Source organism: Yunchengibacter salinarum (assembly GCF_037658235.1).
Classification (GTDB): domain Bacteria; phylum Pseudomonadota; class Alphaproteobacteria; order Sphingomonadales; family Kordiimonadaceae; genus Yunchengibacter; species Yunchengibacter salinarum.
On record NZ_JBBJLN010000008.1, the window covers coordinates 38,437 to 52,863 of the forward strand.

The window sequence follows — 14,427 nt, forward strand, 5'->3', positions numbered from 1 at the left end:
ATCGCGCAGGTCATGAGCCATGTGGGCGCATACTGTAAAAGACACAGGAAAGGGGCCGGACACGCGCCCGCCCCCCTGTTTCACCTGCGCCGCCTGTTTCGCCGGTACCGTCGGCAGCCCCCTACACGGCGGCGAGGGAGACCGCGTCCTTCTCGGTTTTCTTTTCCACCAGTTCCCGGTGCAGCGCCCTGATGGCCTTGTGCTCGTCTTCCACTTTCACCACGAAGCGCACATCCTTGCGGCGGGAGGAATGCTGCATGGCCAGAATGGGCAGCCCCTCGTCACACAGCGCCTTGGTGGCCAGGGAGAGCAGGGCACTGTCCGCCAGGTCGGACGCGATCACGGATACGATCGCCACCTTGCGCACGGACACTTCCGCCCCCGGCAGAGCCTCTTCCAGGCTGCTGACGATGCGCTTCACGGTCTTGAGCGGGCGCGCCAGATAATGGGTGATGGAATTGGCGTTCATGTCCTTGCTGATGGCGCGGACCTTGTACTTGTCCAACTCCTTCATGATCATGCTGTCATAACCGGGGAAGCCGGCCATGTCCTGCTCGAACACCTCGATGGCATAGATGTCGTCGCGCCCCGTGATGATCTCGGCGCGGGGATCGTCCCGCTCCCAGTCATTGGAGATCACCGTGCCTTCATGCTCCGGCTCGAAGGTGTTCTTGATGCGCAGCGGAATATCGAGCTGGCGCAGCCCCCGCGCGGCGCGGGGGTGGATGGCTTCCATGCCCATATTGGACAACTGGTCGGCCACGTCATAATTGGTGCGGCCCATGGGGATGGCATTATCCGCGCCCACCACGCGCGGGTCGGCACTGGACAGGTGATATTCCTTGTGGATGATCGCCTCGCGGGCATGGGTGATGCAGGCGATCTTGGAAAAGGTCACTTCCGAATAGCCCCGGTCATAGGTGCGCATCAGCCCTTCAGCGCAGTGGGCATACCCCGTGGCCACCGGCAGTTCGCGGGTCAGGTCCATGTCCTTGAAGGTATTGGTGATGCGTTCGTCCAGGGTCGGCTGATCATCTTCCTTCCAGCCGGTCAGGTCCGCGAAGCGGGCATTGACGCCAAGATCCTGAAGCATCAGCGTGGTGTTGAAGGCGCTGTGCGCCTCCCCCAGCCCGGCGAGCATTTCCCGCACATTGTTCAGCAGCTCGCCCAGATGAAACTGCCCGAAGGAACACAGGGAGTTCAGGTCGTTCAACGCATTGCGCGCGCCTTCCAGCCGCTCGATGATGAAGGAATCCGCCTTTTCCCGCAGCTTGGGCGTCTCGGAAAACATCTCGTCATTGATGGCCAGCATGGCGGTCTGCACCTCGGACATCTCGTTTTCCCAGTCGTCCGCCTTGTCGGATGTGCGGAACACCTCGAACACACCGGGGTCGCCGCCGCGCTTGTCTTCCAGTAGCTTGTCCGTGATGCCGCCATAGGCGGACACAACGAAGATACGGTTATACAGCCGCTCCCCGGTTCGGCTGCCGACAAACACATTGGCCTCGGTCGCCCGGAAATCGGACATGGACGTGCCGCCCACCTTTTCGACCGTATGGTTTTCCCCGAACATGAATTCCATCCCTCTAGCGCGCCAGACGCTTTTTCTGCTTGAAGTGTCCATGCCGCCAACGCACAGCGGCAGCGTGCCGGGCGGAAACATCCCGCCCGGCCCGATAACGAGCTTATTCCGCGGCGGCCGCCGGATGATCCGCGGCAACCCGATCCACCGACCGGGCCAGGATATCCAGGCCCCGTTTCAGGTCTTCCATTTCAATGGTCAGCGGGATCAGACACTTGACCACTTCATCCCGCGGCCCTGCGGTTTCGATGATCATATTGTGCTCGAACGCCACGCCGGTGATAGCATCGGCCACGGCGGGATCATCAAAGGCCAGGCCCTGCATCATGCCACGGCCCTTGCGGCGCACACCCAGCGCCTTGTGCCGGGCAGCGATGGCGTCCAGCGCCTCGGCCACCACATCGGCCTTTTCGCGCACGGATTTCTCGAACCGGTCGTCGGACCAGAACTTGTCCATGGCCGCCTTGGCGGTGACAAAGGCATGGGCATTGCCCCGGAAGGTGCCGTTATGCTCGCCCGGTTTCCAGATATCCAGATCCTTGCGCACCAGCACGATGGCCGCCGGCAGGCCCAGCCCCGACAGGGACTTGGACATGTTGATCATGTCCGGCTTGATGCCCGACGGCTCGAAGCTGAAAAAGGTGCCGGAACGGCCACAGCCCGCCTGAATATCATCAGCGATCAGCAGGATGTCGTGGGCGCGGCAGATTTCCTCCAGCCGCTTCATCCACTGGAAGCTGGCCACATTCAGGCCGCCTTCGCCCTGAATGCCCTCGAACAGAACGGCGGCGGGCTTGTCGATGCCGCTGGAGGGATCGTTCAGGCATTGCTCGAAATAGGTGAGCGTGTCCACGCCCTCCCCCATATAGCCGTCATAGGGCATACGCTGCACACCGCAAAGCTGGGCGCCCGCGCCGCAGCGGTGGTGCTGGTTGGCACTGGCCGCCAGCGCCCCCATGGTCACGCCGTGGAAACCATTGGTGAAGGCAATGATATTGGTGCGCCCGGTCACCTTGCGCGCCAGCTTCATGGATGCTTCCACGCAGTTGGTGCCGGTGGGGCCGGTGAACTGGATCAGATAGTCCATGTCCCGCGGGCGCAGGATCTTGTCCTGAAGCGTCTCGATGAACTCGGCCTTGGCCCTGGAGTGGAAGTCCAGCCCGTGCACGATGCCCCCTTCACGGATATAGGCGACCAGCGCCTCCACCATGTCCGGGTCGTTATGGCCATAGTTGAGCGCCCCCGCGCCGGCGAGAAAGTCCAGATATTTTTCGCCGTCCTCGCTGTACATATAGGCGCCTTCGGCCTTGTTGAAGACAACGGGCACGCTGCGGCAATAGCTGCGCACGGCGCTTTCATACTGCTCGAAAATATCCGCCTTGTTATCGGTCATTGCAGATCTCCTTGATCGCTCGAATGGGTGTAGCGCGCCTTCTCCCGGCGCGGGGTGTTCCAAAATGTCACTTGGGCGGGGCGGGCGCCTGCCCGGCCGGGCAAACACGGCCCCTCACCGGCCATGGGGGGTTCAGGCCGGTGGATCGAATGGCCCGATACGCATGAGAATCTCCGAATCATGCTCACCGTAAAAGTGCCGGTCCCGCTCGAAGAAGGGCTCATGGGTCCAATCCGCCTTCAAATCCCGCGCGAGCGACTTGAACATGCCCCAGCTCGCCGCGTTGTCTTCCGTGATCGTGGTTTCCTGATAGCGCACGTCCGCCGCGGCGGGGCGGCGCAGAATGTCCATCATCAGGCGCTTGCCAAGGCCCAGCCCGCGCGCCGCTTCGGAAACCGCAACCTGCCAGATGAACAGCGTATCATCTTTGCCCGGCACCAGATAGCCCGACACGAAGCCGACCACATCCCCGTTCAACAGGGCAATGGCCGAGGTGCCGGCGAAATGCGTGGTTTGCAACAGGTTGCAATAAGCCGAGTTGCGATCCAGCGGCGGGCAGCTTTCGATCAGGCGGTGAACCGCCATGCCTTCTTCGGGTTTGGGCGCCCTTATGGTCAGGTCGGCGTCCCCTTTATCAGCCATCAGGCTTCCTTTTCCTTCCCCCGTCGTGCGCCGCAAGGCCGCGCGGCATAGGGAGAATGCCCTTAAGGGCTGCGCCTTCCCGCTCTTCAAAGGCCAGGAAAGCTTTGACAATCGATATGTTTGCGATCGGTAAATAGGCGAAACGCCCTGCATCGTCAACCGGAGTTGGGGGCGTTTCACGAAAAATTTTCTTGCAAACCCGCAATTCTGGCGCCTATTTTCACGCCATCACTTGATTCAACCCTCAGACAATCAAAATTTATTATCTAAGGGTTTCGCGTGGTTTCGTATGGGCCATCGGGGGCGAGCCATCCCCCGTTCTGGCTGCTTTGAAGCGATCTGTGACCGCACGCGGCAAGTGATGCTCAAAGACCGGGAAAAACTGGCAGGAATCGATAGAGACGCTTATGGCCGGGGATATGACCACCCGCACCGAAACCGAAATGGGCGAAGACATCGTGGTCTCGCTCAGGCGCCTGATCCGGGCCACCGAACTGGATGCCCGTCGCCTGGCGAAGGAAACGGGGCTGACGGCCTCGCAATATCTGGTGCTGCAACTGCTGCAACGGGAACCGGGCGTGACCAATCGGCGCCTGTCGGAAGATGTGTCGCTTTCCCAGGCGACGGTGACCAGCCTGCTGGAAAAGCTGTCCGCCCGCGGCCTGATCCGCCGCGAACGGGGCAAAACGGATCTGCGGCGGCTGGAAGTCTATCTGACCGACGACGGCAGCGCCCTGCTGGACAAGGCGCCACCCATCCTGCAAGGTCGCCTGATCACCCGGCTTGCCAACCTGCCGGATTGGGAGCGGACCATGATTCTGGCCGCCCTGCAACGGCTGGAAAGCCTTCTGGAAGTGGGAGAACTGGATGCAGCACCGGTCCTTGCCACCGGCGCACTGGATGGCGCCGTTCCGGCGGCCAGGCCGGGCGATGCCAGCCGGGATGGCCTGCCCGAGTCCTCAAGGCGGCACCGCAGGGACACGCGCCCGCAACCCGGCAATGCCTGATCCCGTCATAATGGCCGCACCCCCGGCTCCGCGGCGCAGGAAGGGCGCCATCATATGACGCTGCTGCTGCTTTATCTGATGCTGGCGCTGGTGGTCTCGTTTCTGTGCTCGGTCGCGGAAGCGGTGTTCCTGTCCGCCCGGTCCAGCCATGTGCTGCATCTGGTGCAGAGCGGCGTTCCATGGGCCCGGAAACTGCTGTCCCTGCAAGCCGCGCCGGACAAGCCGCTGGCCGCCATCCTCACCCTGAACACCATCGCCCACACGGTGGGCGCGGCGGGGGCCGGGGCGCAGGCGGCGCTGGTGTTCGGGGATGCTTGGGTGGGCGCCTTTTCCGCCGTGCTCACCTTTCTCATTCTGGTGTTGTCGGAAATCATTCCCAAAACCCTCGGCGCCACCTATTGGCGCGCGCTGCTGCATCCGGTGACCATTTTCATCGAAGGGCTGGCGGTGATGCTGGCGCCTTTTGTCTGGATGTCCCGGCGGCTCACCCGCCTGATCGCACCGGGCGGCGGAGACGACGAGGTAAGCCGCGAAGAGATCGTCGCCCTGATGGAAGCGGGGGCCGAAGGCGGCCATATCGGCGGCAGCGAAGTGGCGATCGTGCGCAATCTGATGCGGCTGGACCGGGTGCGCGTGCGCGACGTGATGACACCGCGCCCGGTGGTGTTCGCCCTGCATGAAGACACCACCGTCAGCGCCCTGATGGCCGATGAAAAGGCCCGCCCCTTTTCCCGCATCCCCATCCATGGCGACGACGCGGACGCCATGACCGGCTTCATCCTGAAACAGGACGTGATGCTGGCCCAGGCGGAAGGGCGGGGGGAAACGCCGCTGAAGGCCCTGAAACGGGATTTTCTGGCCGTGCCGCCGGGGCTGACCCTGATCCGCCTGCTCAAGCATATGGTGGATGGCCACCACCATATCGCGCTGGTCTTTGACGAATTCGGCGGCTTTCAGGGTGTGGTCAGCCAGGAAGACCTGTTCGAGACCCTGATCGGATTGGAAATCATGGACGAGTCCGACCGCGTCGCGGACCTGCGTGCCCTGGCGGCCAAGGGCCGCCGCCGTCACATGACGGAATGAAGCATGGCATGAAGCGTGGCCGGCATCCACCGGCCCGCTTCGCGCCATCAATCCTTGAGCAGAATCACCAGATCATGCTGCTCCACGGATGTGCCGGGAGTCAGCACCACCTCGTCCACCGTGCCGCCCTTGTGGGCATAGACGGCGGTTTCCATCTTCATCGCCTCGATGGTGAACAGCCGGTCGCCCTCGGCCACCTTTTCGCCCTTCTGCACCGCCACGCCCACGATCATGCCCGGCATGGGGGACCCTACCTGATGCGGGTCGCTGTCGTCGGCCACCCGGTTGCGGGCCTTTTTCGGCGCCCGGCCCCGATCCACCACGGACACGGTGCGCGGCTGGCCGTTCAGTTCGAAAAAGATGGTGCGCTCGCCCTCGTCATTGGGCTCGGACATGGTGGGGGCGTTGACGATCAGCGTCTTGCCGGGTTCCAGTTCGATATTGAATTCGTCCACCGCGTCGGGGCCGTAAAAGAAGGGCATGGTGGGAATCAGCGACACGTCGCCATAGGTTTCCCGGTGCTTGAGATAATCCACCGTCACCGCCGGATACATCAGATAACTGGCCAGCAGCCGATCGGTCACTTCCCGCTCCACCTTGTCGGCCAGCTCCGCGCGGGCGGCCTCCAGGTCCACATCCTTCAAAAGCGCGCCGGGGCGCTCGGTCAGCGGCTTTTCGTCCCCCAGAACCTTTTTCTGCAACGCTTCCGGGAAGCCGCCCATGGGCTGACCCAGATCACCGCGGAAAAAGTCCTTCACGCTTTCGGGGAAATCGATCTCCCGCTTGTCGGACAGCACGTCTTCCGGCGTCAGTTCCTGTGTCACCATGAACAGCGCCATATCCCCCACCACCTTGGAACTGGGGGTCACCTTGATGATATTGCCGAACAGGTGATTCACCTGCTCATAAGCCCTGGCCACTTCCGGCCAATGGCTTTCCAACCCCATGGAGCGGGCCTGTTCCTTCAGATTGGTGAACTGACCGCCGGGCATCTCATGGTCATAAACCTCGGAAGCGCCGGCACGAATATCCGCCTCGAACGGCTGATAATAGCGCCGCACGCCGCCCCAATAGGTGGAAATCTGCTTGATCGCCTCATGATCCAGCCCGGTGGCGCGCGGCCCCGACTGCAACGCCGCCGCGATGGAGCCCAGATTGGGCTGGCTGGTGAAGCCGGACATGGCATCCATGGCCGCGTCCACCGCGTCCGCGCCCGCATTCGCCGCCGCCAGCACACTGGCTCCGGCAATGCCGCTGGTGTCATGGGTGTGGAAGTGAATGGGCAGCGACACTTCCTGCTTCAGCGCCGATACCAGCTTCGTGGCCGCCTGCGGCTTGCACAGGCCCGCCATGTCCTTGATGCCGAGAATATGCGCGCCCGCCGCTTCCAGCTCCCGCGCCATGGTCACATAATAATCCAGCGTGTACTTGGTCTCTTTCGGATTGGTCAGATCGCCGGAATAACAGATCGCCGCTTCCGCCAGCTTGCCGGTTTTCGCCACTTCCTCGATGGACACCTTCATATTGTCCACCCAGTTGAGGCTGTCGAAAATGCGGAACACATCCATGCCCGCATCCGCCGCCTGCCGGATGAAATAGCGCACCACATTGTCGGGATAATTCTTGTACCCGACGCCGTTGGATGCCCGGAACAGCATTTGCAGCAATATGTTGGGCACCGCATTCCGCAGGCGGGCCAGCCGCTCCCACGGGTCTTCCTTCAAAAAGCGCATGGCCACATCGAAGGTGGCGCCGCCCCAGCATTCCAGCGACAGCAATTCCGGCATCATGCGGGCATAATGGGGGGCGATGCGCTCCAGATCATAAGTGCGCATACGGGTGGCCAGCAGCGACTGGTGGGCATCCCGCATGGTGGTGTCGGTGACCAGAAGCCGGTCCTGTTCCTTCATCCAGCGGGCGAACCCCTCCGCCCCCAGCTCTTCCAGCTTGTGGCGGGTGCCGGGCATGGGGTCGGTGTCGGTCAGGCGCGGCGTGCGGGCACGGGGCACATCCGCCGGTGGCCGGGCGCGGCCCTCCACCTCCGAATTGCCATTGACCATCACGTCGCCCATGAACCCCAGAAGCCGGGTCGCCCGGTTCTTGCGGGGTGTGAAGTCGAACAGTTCCGGGGTCTGGTCGATAAAGCGGGTGGTCACATCGCCGCTGACAAATTTCGGATGCGCAATGACCGATTCCAGGAACCGCAGATTGGTGGACACACCCCGAATGCGAAACTCCCTGAGGGCACGGTCCATGCGCCGGGTGGCCTCTTCGGGCGTGGCACCCCAGGCGGTCACCTTTTCCAGCAGCGAATCATAAAAGGGCGTGATCAGTGCGCCGGAAAAAGCGGTGCCGCCATCCAGCCGGATACCGAACCCGGTAGCCCCGCGATAGGCGGCAATACGGCCATAATCGGGGGTGAACTTGTTCTGCGGGTCTTCAGTGGTCACACGGCACTGCATGGCGTGGCCATTGAGCACAATGTTTTCCTGCGCCGGAACGCCACTGTCCGGGTCCCCGATGCGGGCGCCCTCCGCCACGCGGATCTGCGCCTTCACAAGGTCCACGCCGGTGACTTCCTCGGTCACGGTGTGTTCCACCTGAATGCGGGGGTTCACCTCGATGAAATAAAAGCGCCTATCATCCCGGTCGAACAGGAACTCCACGGTCCCCGCGCCCTCATACCCCGCCGCGCGCGCCAGCTTGACCGCGCTTTCGCACAGGGCCGTGCGGCGCTCCGCCTCAAGGAAGGGGGCGGGCGCCCGCTCCACCACCTTTTGGTGGCGGCGCTGCACGGAACAGTCCCGCTCGAACAGATGCACCACGGTGCCATGGTGATCGCCCAGCACCTGCACCTCCAGGTGTTGCGCCCGGCGCACCAGCTTTTCCAGGAACACTTCCGGGTTGCCAAAGGCGGCCTCGGCCTCGTTGCGGGCGGCGGCGATCTCGTCGATCAGCCTGTCCTCGCTCTCGATCACGCGCATACCACGGCCACCGCCACCCCAGCTTGCCTTCAGCATTACGGGATAGCCGATCTCCGCCGCGACGCGCTTGCATTCGGCGTCATCATCAGGCAACGCCCCGGTCGCGGGCATCACCGGAATACCGGCCTTTTCCGCCAGATTGCGGGCTTCCATCTTGGACCCGAAGGCTTCCATCACTTCCGGCTTGGGGCCGATGAAGGTGATGCCGTTCTTGGCGCAGGCGCGGGCGAATTCCGGGTTTTCCGACAGAAAGCCATAGCCGGGATGAATGGCATCCACCCCCGCCAGCCGGGCAATGCGGATGATTTCGTCAATATCCAGATAGGCGCGCACGGGCTGCTGCCCTTCCCCCACCAGATAGCTTTCATCCGCCTTGAAGCGATGCAGGGCGAACCGGTCCTCGTGGCTGTAGATGGCCACCGTGCGAATGCCCAGTTCATTGGCGGCGCGAAATACGCGAATGGCGATCTCGCTGCGATTGGCAACCAGGATTTTCTTGATCGGACCGGTATGATGCTTGGACATGGGGGAGGCGCTCCCTGCAATCGATTGTAATGGCCGTTTTCACGGCATGATCAGGACACGGGGTACCCTCATATCCGGTTGGCCGTGAAACTTCAATAACCGGACAGACGGGAAACGGCTTCGATCATTGCGCGCCGCCCTGATCCGATCCTTCCCCCGCCAGCCGCCGCGCCGTGGCAAGGGCGCGCTGAAACACCGGATCGTCGCTGTCTTCCGCCGGGTTCGGGGAAACAGATTCATGCGGCAACACACCATGCGCGGGCCGGTCGCCGGGCACATGCCGATCGATCAGGGGCAGCCGCACGCGAAAACCGCTGGCAGGCAGGGTCAGGATCAGGCTCGGCCTGCCGGTCACACCGCGCAGACTGCCGCCCGTGACCGCCCCCACCAGCCGGGCGCGACCGCTGTTCTTCATCAAACGGGCAAAGGCGAACGCCTCTTCCCGATTGGCGCCGTCCACCAGCAGCACCACCGGCCCGGCAAACGCCTTTTCCAGCCGGGGCACCCTGACCACCGCCCCGTCCGGCCCGTTCAGGGACACACCGCCCCCGGCCAGCGGTGTGCTTTGGTCCCGCCAGTCGTAAAAGGCGGGGTTCCAGGTGGTCAGATGCGGGCGCAGCGCCGTCGGCACCTCGGCGCGTGCCAGCCGTTTCACCACCCGCTCCCCGGACAAAGGGCGGTGGGCCAGTTGCCGGGCCAACAGGTCCAGCACCTGCTCGTCGCCCCCTGAAACGCCGCGCAGATCAATCAGCATGGCGGGCGCCGGGCCCGCTCCGGCACGGTCGATCGCTTCCTGAATGAAGCGGCGCCAATCCAGATCCATGGTCCAGCTCGTCAGCAGCCCCACATCCAGATAGGCGAAGCCCTCGTCCAGAAAATGAAAGGCCCAGCCATCCTGCACCAGCCGTTCCGGCAGGCTGTCCCGCGCCCGCAACCGGGCATGGCGCGCTTCGGCGGAAATGGCAGCCACCGACAGGCTGTAGGATACGCCGTCCGCCCCGGTCATGGTCAGCCGATACCGGCCCCCTTCGGGCGGCGCCACCAGCGGCAGAAGGCGATCCAGCAACGGAAAATCCACACGGCCCGTCAGATGCAGGGCCTGATGCCAGGGCGGCGGGCCATCGATCCCGTCCAGGGCATCCGGCGGCGCATCCCGTGGCACCAGATCGGCCAGCCGGGCCAACAACCGCGCCACCGGCACGCCGTTTATGGCCGTGATGCGCTCCCCCGGCTGAATGCGCTGGCTGGTGCTGGCGTCCGCCTGAACGTGCAGCGCGTCCGCCCCCACCGCCAGGCGAAAGGGCAGGCCCGGCTGCTCGGCCATCCATGCCTTGATTGGCCCGGTCTGCCGTTCGGGCGGCAGGCTCAACCCCCCATCCGACACGGCGCCCAGCAAGCGCAGCAAGGCGCCATAGGCGTCCCGGCGGCCCTGTGCCGCCCCGTATGTTTTGCTGAAAACCGCCTTTCTGGCGGCCCAGTCCTCGGCGGTCTGATGGCGCAGCAGGGCCGGGTGCAGGCTTTCCAGCGCATCGAGCAGAAGGGCCGCATCCCGCGCAAGGCTGGCCCGGTCGGCCCATGGCTCATCACCCTGACCAAAGGCCCGCCCGCCAGCGCCCAGCGCCATCACAATCATGAAACACAGCACGAAAGCGCGCATGAAAGACCCCTTTTGCCGAATATGGACGTTCCGGGATCAGCCCCCCGGCACATGATGGCCGACCCTGCGCCAGCCTGCCCCCAAGGTCCACCCCTTCATGTTGCCCCCCGCACCGGGGGGCGCACGGAAATGCCGGGTTCAGCCTGCCACAAACAGGCCCGACCAGGGCGGCAGCTTGGCGCGACCGCCCCGGTCCAGGCTGGCCCCGTTCACGGTAAAGCACGCCGTGGCGGCGCCGAGATCGCGGAACAGCTCCGTGGCGGTATCGGACAGATTGAAAAGGGCGGTCATGGTGCCCGCGTTCCCGGCGCGGCGGGTCACCAGCAACAGGGCGTCATCCAGCGCCTCCGCCTTTATGGAGCCCTGGCGCAGAGCGGGCGCTTCCCGGCGCAGGCGCAGCAGCGCGCGGGCCTGTTCCAGCACGCTGTCCGGCTGATCGGTCTGGGCATCCACGGCCAGCGCCGGATGGTGCGGGTCCATGGGCAGCCAGGTGTCCTCATGGGTGCTGAAACCGGCATGGGGCAGGGCCGACCGCCAGGGCATGGGGGTGCGGCAGCCGTCCCGACCCAGCGTGTGCGGCCAGAAGCGGATGCCTTCCGGGTCCACCAGCCGCTCATAGGGCACATGGGCCTGCGGCAGCCCCAGTTCCTCCCCCTGATACAGGAAGATCGTCCCCCGCAGGCTCAGCAACAGGGCATTCAACAGCAGCGGCAGCCCCGCCGGGGGCCGGGCGTCGCCAAACCGGCTGGGCGCGCGCACCACATCATGATTGCTGAACGACCAGGACGGCCAGGCCGCGGGGTCGGTCCAACCCGCCATCGCCGAGGCGATCAGGCGCGGCGTCAGCTTATGCGCGTCCAACAACGTGAAATTATAGGCGGTGTGCAGGCGCCGGGGGCCGCTGGTATATTCCATGGACCGTTCCATGGGGTGGTCGCAGCCGATTTCCGCCACCGCCATGCGATCCCCGTAACTGTCCATCAGGGCGCGCAGGCGCTCCAGAAAGCCAAGGGTTTCCGGGCGGCTGCGGTCATGGATATGGGCCTGCATGTCATAGGGGCGCAGGCGGGGCGGCGTTTTGGCGGGCGGATTGTCCCGCAGCGATTTATCGTGGAAATAATAATTGGCCACATCCAGCCGGAAGCCGTCCACCCCCCGCTCCAGCCAGAAGCGGGCTACATCCAGCATCGCTTCCTGCACCCGCGGATTGTGAAAGTTCAGGTCCGGCTGCTCGGCCAGGAAGTTATGCAGATAATATTGCTGGCGCCGGGCGTCCCATGTCCAGGCCGGGCCGCCGAACACGGACTGCCAGTTGTTGGGCGGGCGGCCATCGGGCGCCGGGTCCGCCCACACATACCAGTCGGCACGGGCATTATGGCGGCTTTCCCGGCTTTCCTGAAACCAGGCGTGGCGGTCGCTGGTGTGGGAATAGACCTGATCGATGATCACTTTCAGGCCAAGCCCGTGGGCGCGGGCCAGCAAGGCATCGAAATCCTCAAGCGTGCCGAAAAGCGGGTCCACATCCCGGTAATCCGCCACATCATAGCCGAAATCCGCCATGGGCGAGGTGAAAAATGGCGACAGCCAGATGGCATCCACGCCCAGATCCGCCACATGATCCAGACGTTCCGTCACACCCGCCAGATCACCCGTTCCAGAACCGGAACTGTCCATGAAACTTCGGGGGTAAATCTGGTAGAAAACCGCGCCGCGCCACCAATCGTTCATGATTTATCACCCCCTGCACCTTGCGCCCGTCCGTTTGCCGCCCCATCAAAGCGGGGCGGAACGGGGCCTGTCAATCCCGCCGGCGCCCGGCACTTCACCATGGACCGGAACGGCCCCGCATGTTTAAGCTTTGCCGCACGGCGTGGCCGAAGCTGACCAGGCCCACACCCGTCAACACCATCCGGGGCGGTGGCCCTGCCGGGGGACTGAATCCAGATGACACCGCTACCCTTGACCGCCTTTGCGATCGTGCTCGCCACGGGGTTCATCGCCTTTCTCGGTATGCGACTGGCGCTGGTTACCGCCCTGATGACCGAACGTCGCCAGTGGACCGCCGTGCCCGCCGCGCGGGCGGGGCTGGCGCTGGTGCCCCTGTGGCCCTGGCTGGTGGCCACCGCCATGCTGCTGGCGACGGATGGCGGGCACCATGTGGCGCCCCTGCTGATCAGCGGCATGACGGTGGAATGCGCGCTTCTGCTGCTGGGCAACATGCTGCGCCGGGATGGCCGAAGCGCCGTGGCCGCGCTGGATGATCCGGGCCGCCTGAGGGGGTTGACGGCGGCCCTGATGGCCATGCTGATCACCGCGCTTCTGGCCGCCATGGTCGCCGCGCAACCCGCCATCGGGGCCGGGGCTGTGGGCCAACTGGCGGCCATGGGGCCGGGCCTGATACTACTGATCGCGGCGCTGCTGGTGCTGATCCGCATGGATCGGGCCGCCGCGCTGGACGGTGACGATGCCCTGGGCCTGCCCCGGTCCCCCTGGTATGCCGGGGCGGTCACGCGGGATCTGGCCCTTGAACAGAGCAGCCGCGCCCTGATCCTGCGGGGCGTGTTTTCCGCGCTGGCGCTGGCGGTGTGGGTACCCTTGCTGATCCTGATGGCTCTTGGCTGGGCGGACGGGACGGGCGTGCCCGGCCCCCGCGCCATGCCAGTATTCCTGGCCCTTGTGCTAAGCCTGCCACAGATCATGGCCACCCGGCGGCTGGGCCGTGGCGGCGACGGGGAAGCCGCCCTGATCCGGCCACTGGCGGGCATGATGCTGATGGTGGCGGTGCTGGGGCTGGCCAGCCTGATCGCGCCGCTCGGTGTGGGTATCGCCCCGCTGCACCAGCCCGGCGCAGGCCAGCTATCGGCCATGGCCGCCAGCCTCGGCGTGGTTCTGGGCCTGATCGCCCTCGCCGTGCTGGATGGCGGTTGGCGCCCTGGTCATCTGGTGGCGGTGGAAAGCTGGGCGGGATGGGGCGCCCTTCTGGCCCTCACCGCCATGGTGCTTCTGTCCTGAGCCTGAGGTGCGCGCCATAAACCTTCCAACAGAAACTTTTACACTGGCGAGCGAAATACAACTGATCCAGACCCTCCCTGGCCGCGAAATTCCTAATGTAACTACAGAACAGGATGAACAGAAAGGAATTGACGATGGATATTGTGAGCTTCGATCAGGGAGACCTTGAGAACACCTTGGACAAGATGTCCGACAGCGATATCGACAATCTGGCCTTCGGCGCGATCGAACTGGACAAGAGCGGCACGGTAAAGCGCTATAACGCCACCGAGGGCGACATTACGGGCCGCGACAAGGACACCGTGATCGGCAAGAACTTTTTCGACGATGTGGCCCCCTGCACCAAGACGAATGAATTTCATGGCCGCTTCCAGGCCATCCGGGACGGCAAGGAAGACAGCGTGATCTTCAACTATGTCTTCGATTACAAGATGGTGCCCACCAAGGTGAAGGTGCACATGAAAAAAGCGCTGACCGGTGACAGCATCTGGGTCTTCGTCAAGCGGGCATGACGGCAGGGCGCTCCCATACAGGCGCCGGAA

General features: G+C 64.2%; 10 protein-coding genes. 4 read left to right on the top strand and 6 right to left on the bottom strand.

Annotated elements, in window-relative coordinates; all coding sequences use genetic code 11:
* Window positions 1-121 precede the first annotated feature (121 nt).
* From WGH93_RS09825 to ectA, 3 genes are all read right to left on the bottom strand, one after another.
* On the bottom strand, window positions 122-1,573 hold the full coding sequence (locus tag WGH93_RS09825; RefSeq protein ID WP_374764710.1) for an aspartate kinase: 1,452 nt from the start codon (window positions 1,571-1,573) through the stop codon (window positions 122-124).
* A gap of 112 nt (window positions 1,574-1,685) precedes the next feature.
* Window positions 1,686-2,975, bottom strand: coding sequence for a diaminobutyrate--2-oxoglutarate transaminase (gene ectB, locus WGH93_RS09830; RefSeq protein WP_374764711.1), 1,290 nt, complete (start codon window positions 2,973-2,975; stop codon window positions 1,686-1,688).
* 132 nt (window positions 2,976-3,107) lie between these two features.
* The gene (ectA, locus tag WGH93_RS09835) at window positions 3,108-3,617 is read right to left on the bottom strand and encodes a diaminobutyrate acetyltransferase (RefSeq protein WP_374764712.1); all 510 of its coding nucleotides are present in this window, start codon (window positions 3,615-3,617) and stop codon (window positions 3,108-3,110) included.
* 407 nt (window positions 3,618-4,024) lie between these two features.
* Between ectA and WGH93_RS09840 the strand changes: the two genes are divergently transcribed.
* Window positions 4,025-4,624 (top strand): MarR family winged helix-turn-helix transcriptional regulator, encoded by a 600-nt coding sequence (locus WGH93_RS09840; RefSeq protein WP_374764713.1) that lies wholly within the window; start codon window positions 4,025-4,027, stop codon window positions 4,622-4,624.
* Window positions 4,625-4,678: 54 nt separating this feature from the next.
* Entirely contained in the window at window positions 4,679-5,707 is a 1,029-nt protein-coding gene (locus WGH93_RS09845; protein ID WP_374764714.1) for a CNNM domain-containing protein, read from the top strand.
* A 47-nt stretch (window positions 5,708-5,754) separates the two neighbouring features.
* On the opposite strand, the gene WGH93_RS09850 is transcribed toward WGH93_RS09845, so the two are convergent.
* From WGH93_RS09850 to WGH93_RS09860, 3 genes are all read right to left on the bottom strand, one after another.
* The gene (locus WGH93_RS09850; protein WP_374764715.1) at window positions 5,755-9,216 is read right to left on the bottom strand and encodes a pyruvate carboxylase; all 3,462 of its coding nucleotides are present in this window, start codon (window positions 9,214-9,216) and stop codon (window positions 5,755-5,757) included.
* Window positions 9,217-9,340: 124 nt separating this feature from the next.
* Window positions 9,341-10,873, bottom strand: coding sequence for a S41 family peptidase (locus WGH93_RS09855; protein WP_374764716.1), 1,533 nt, complete (start codon window positions 10,871-10,873; stop codon window positions 9,341-9,343).
* A gap of 138 nt (window positions 10,874-11,011) precedes the next feature.
* Window positions 11,012-12,601, bottom strand: a complete 1,590-nt coding sequence (locus WGH93_RS09860) for an alpha-amylase family glycosyl hydrolase (protein ID WP_374764717.1) — start codon at window positions 12,599-12,601, stop codon at window positions 11,012-11,014.
* A 216-nt stretch (window positions 12,602-12,817) separates the two neighbouring features.
* Between WGH93_RS09860 and WGH93_RS09865 the strand changes: the two genes are divergently transcribed.
* Window positions 12,818-13,885 (top strand): hypothetical protein, encoded by a 1,068-nt coding sequence (locus tag WGH93_RS09865; RefSeq protein WP_374764718.1) that lies wholly within the window; start codon window positions 12,818-12,820, stop codon window positions 13,883-13,885.
* Between the two features lie 134 nt (window positions 13,886-14,019).
* On the top strand, window positions 14,020-14,397 hold the full coding sequence (gene pyp / locus WGH93_RS09870; protein ID WP_374764719.1) for a photoactive yellow protein: 378 nt from the start codon (window positions 14,020-14,022) through the stop codon (window positions 14,395-14,397).
* Window positions 14,398-14,427 lie beyond the last annotated feature (30 nt).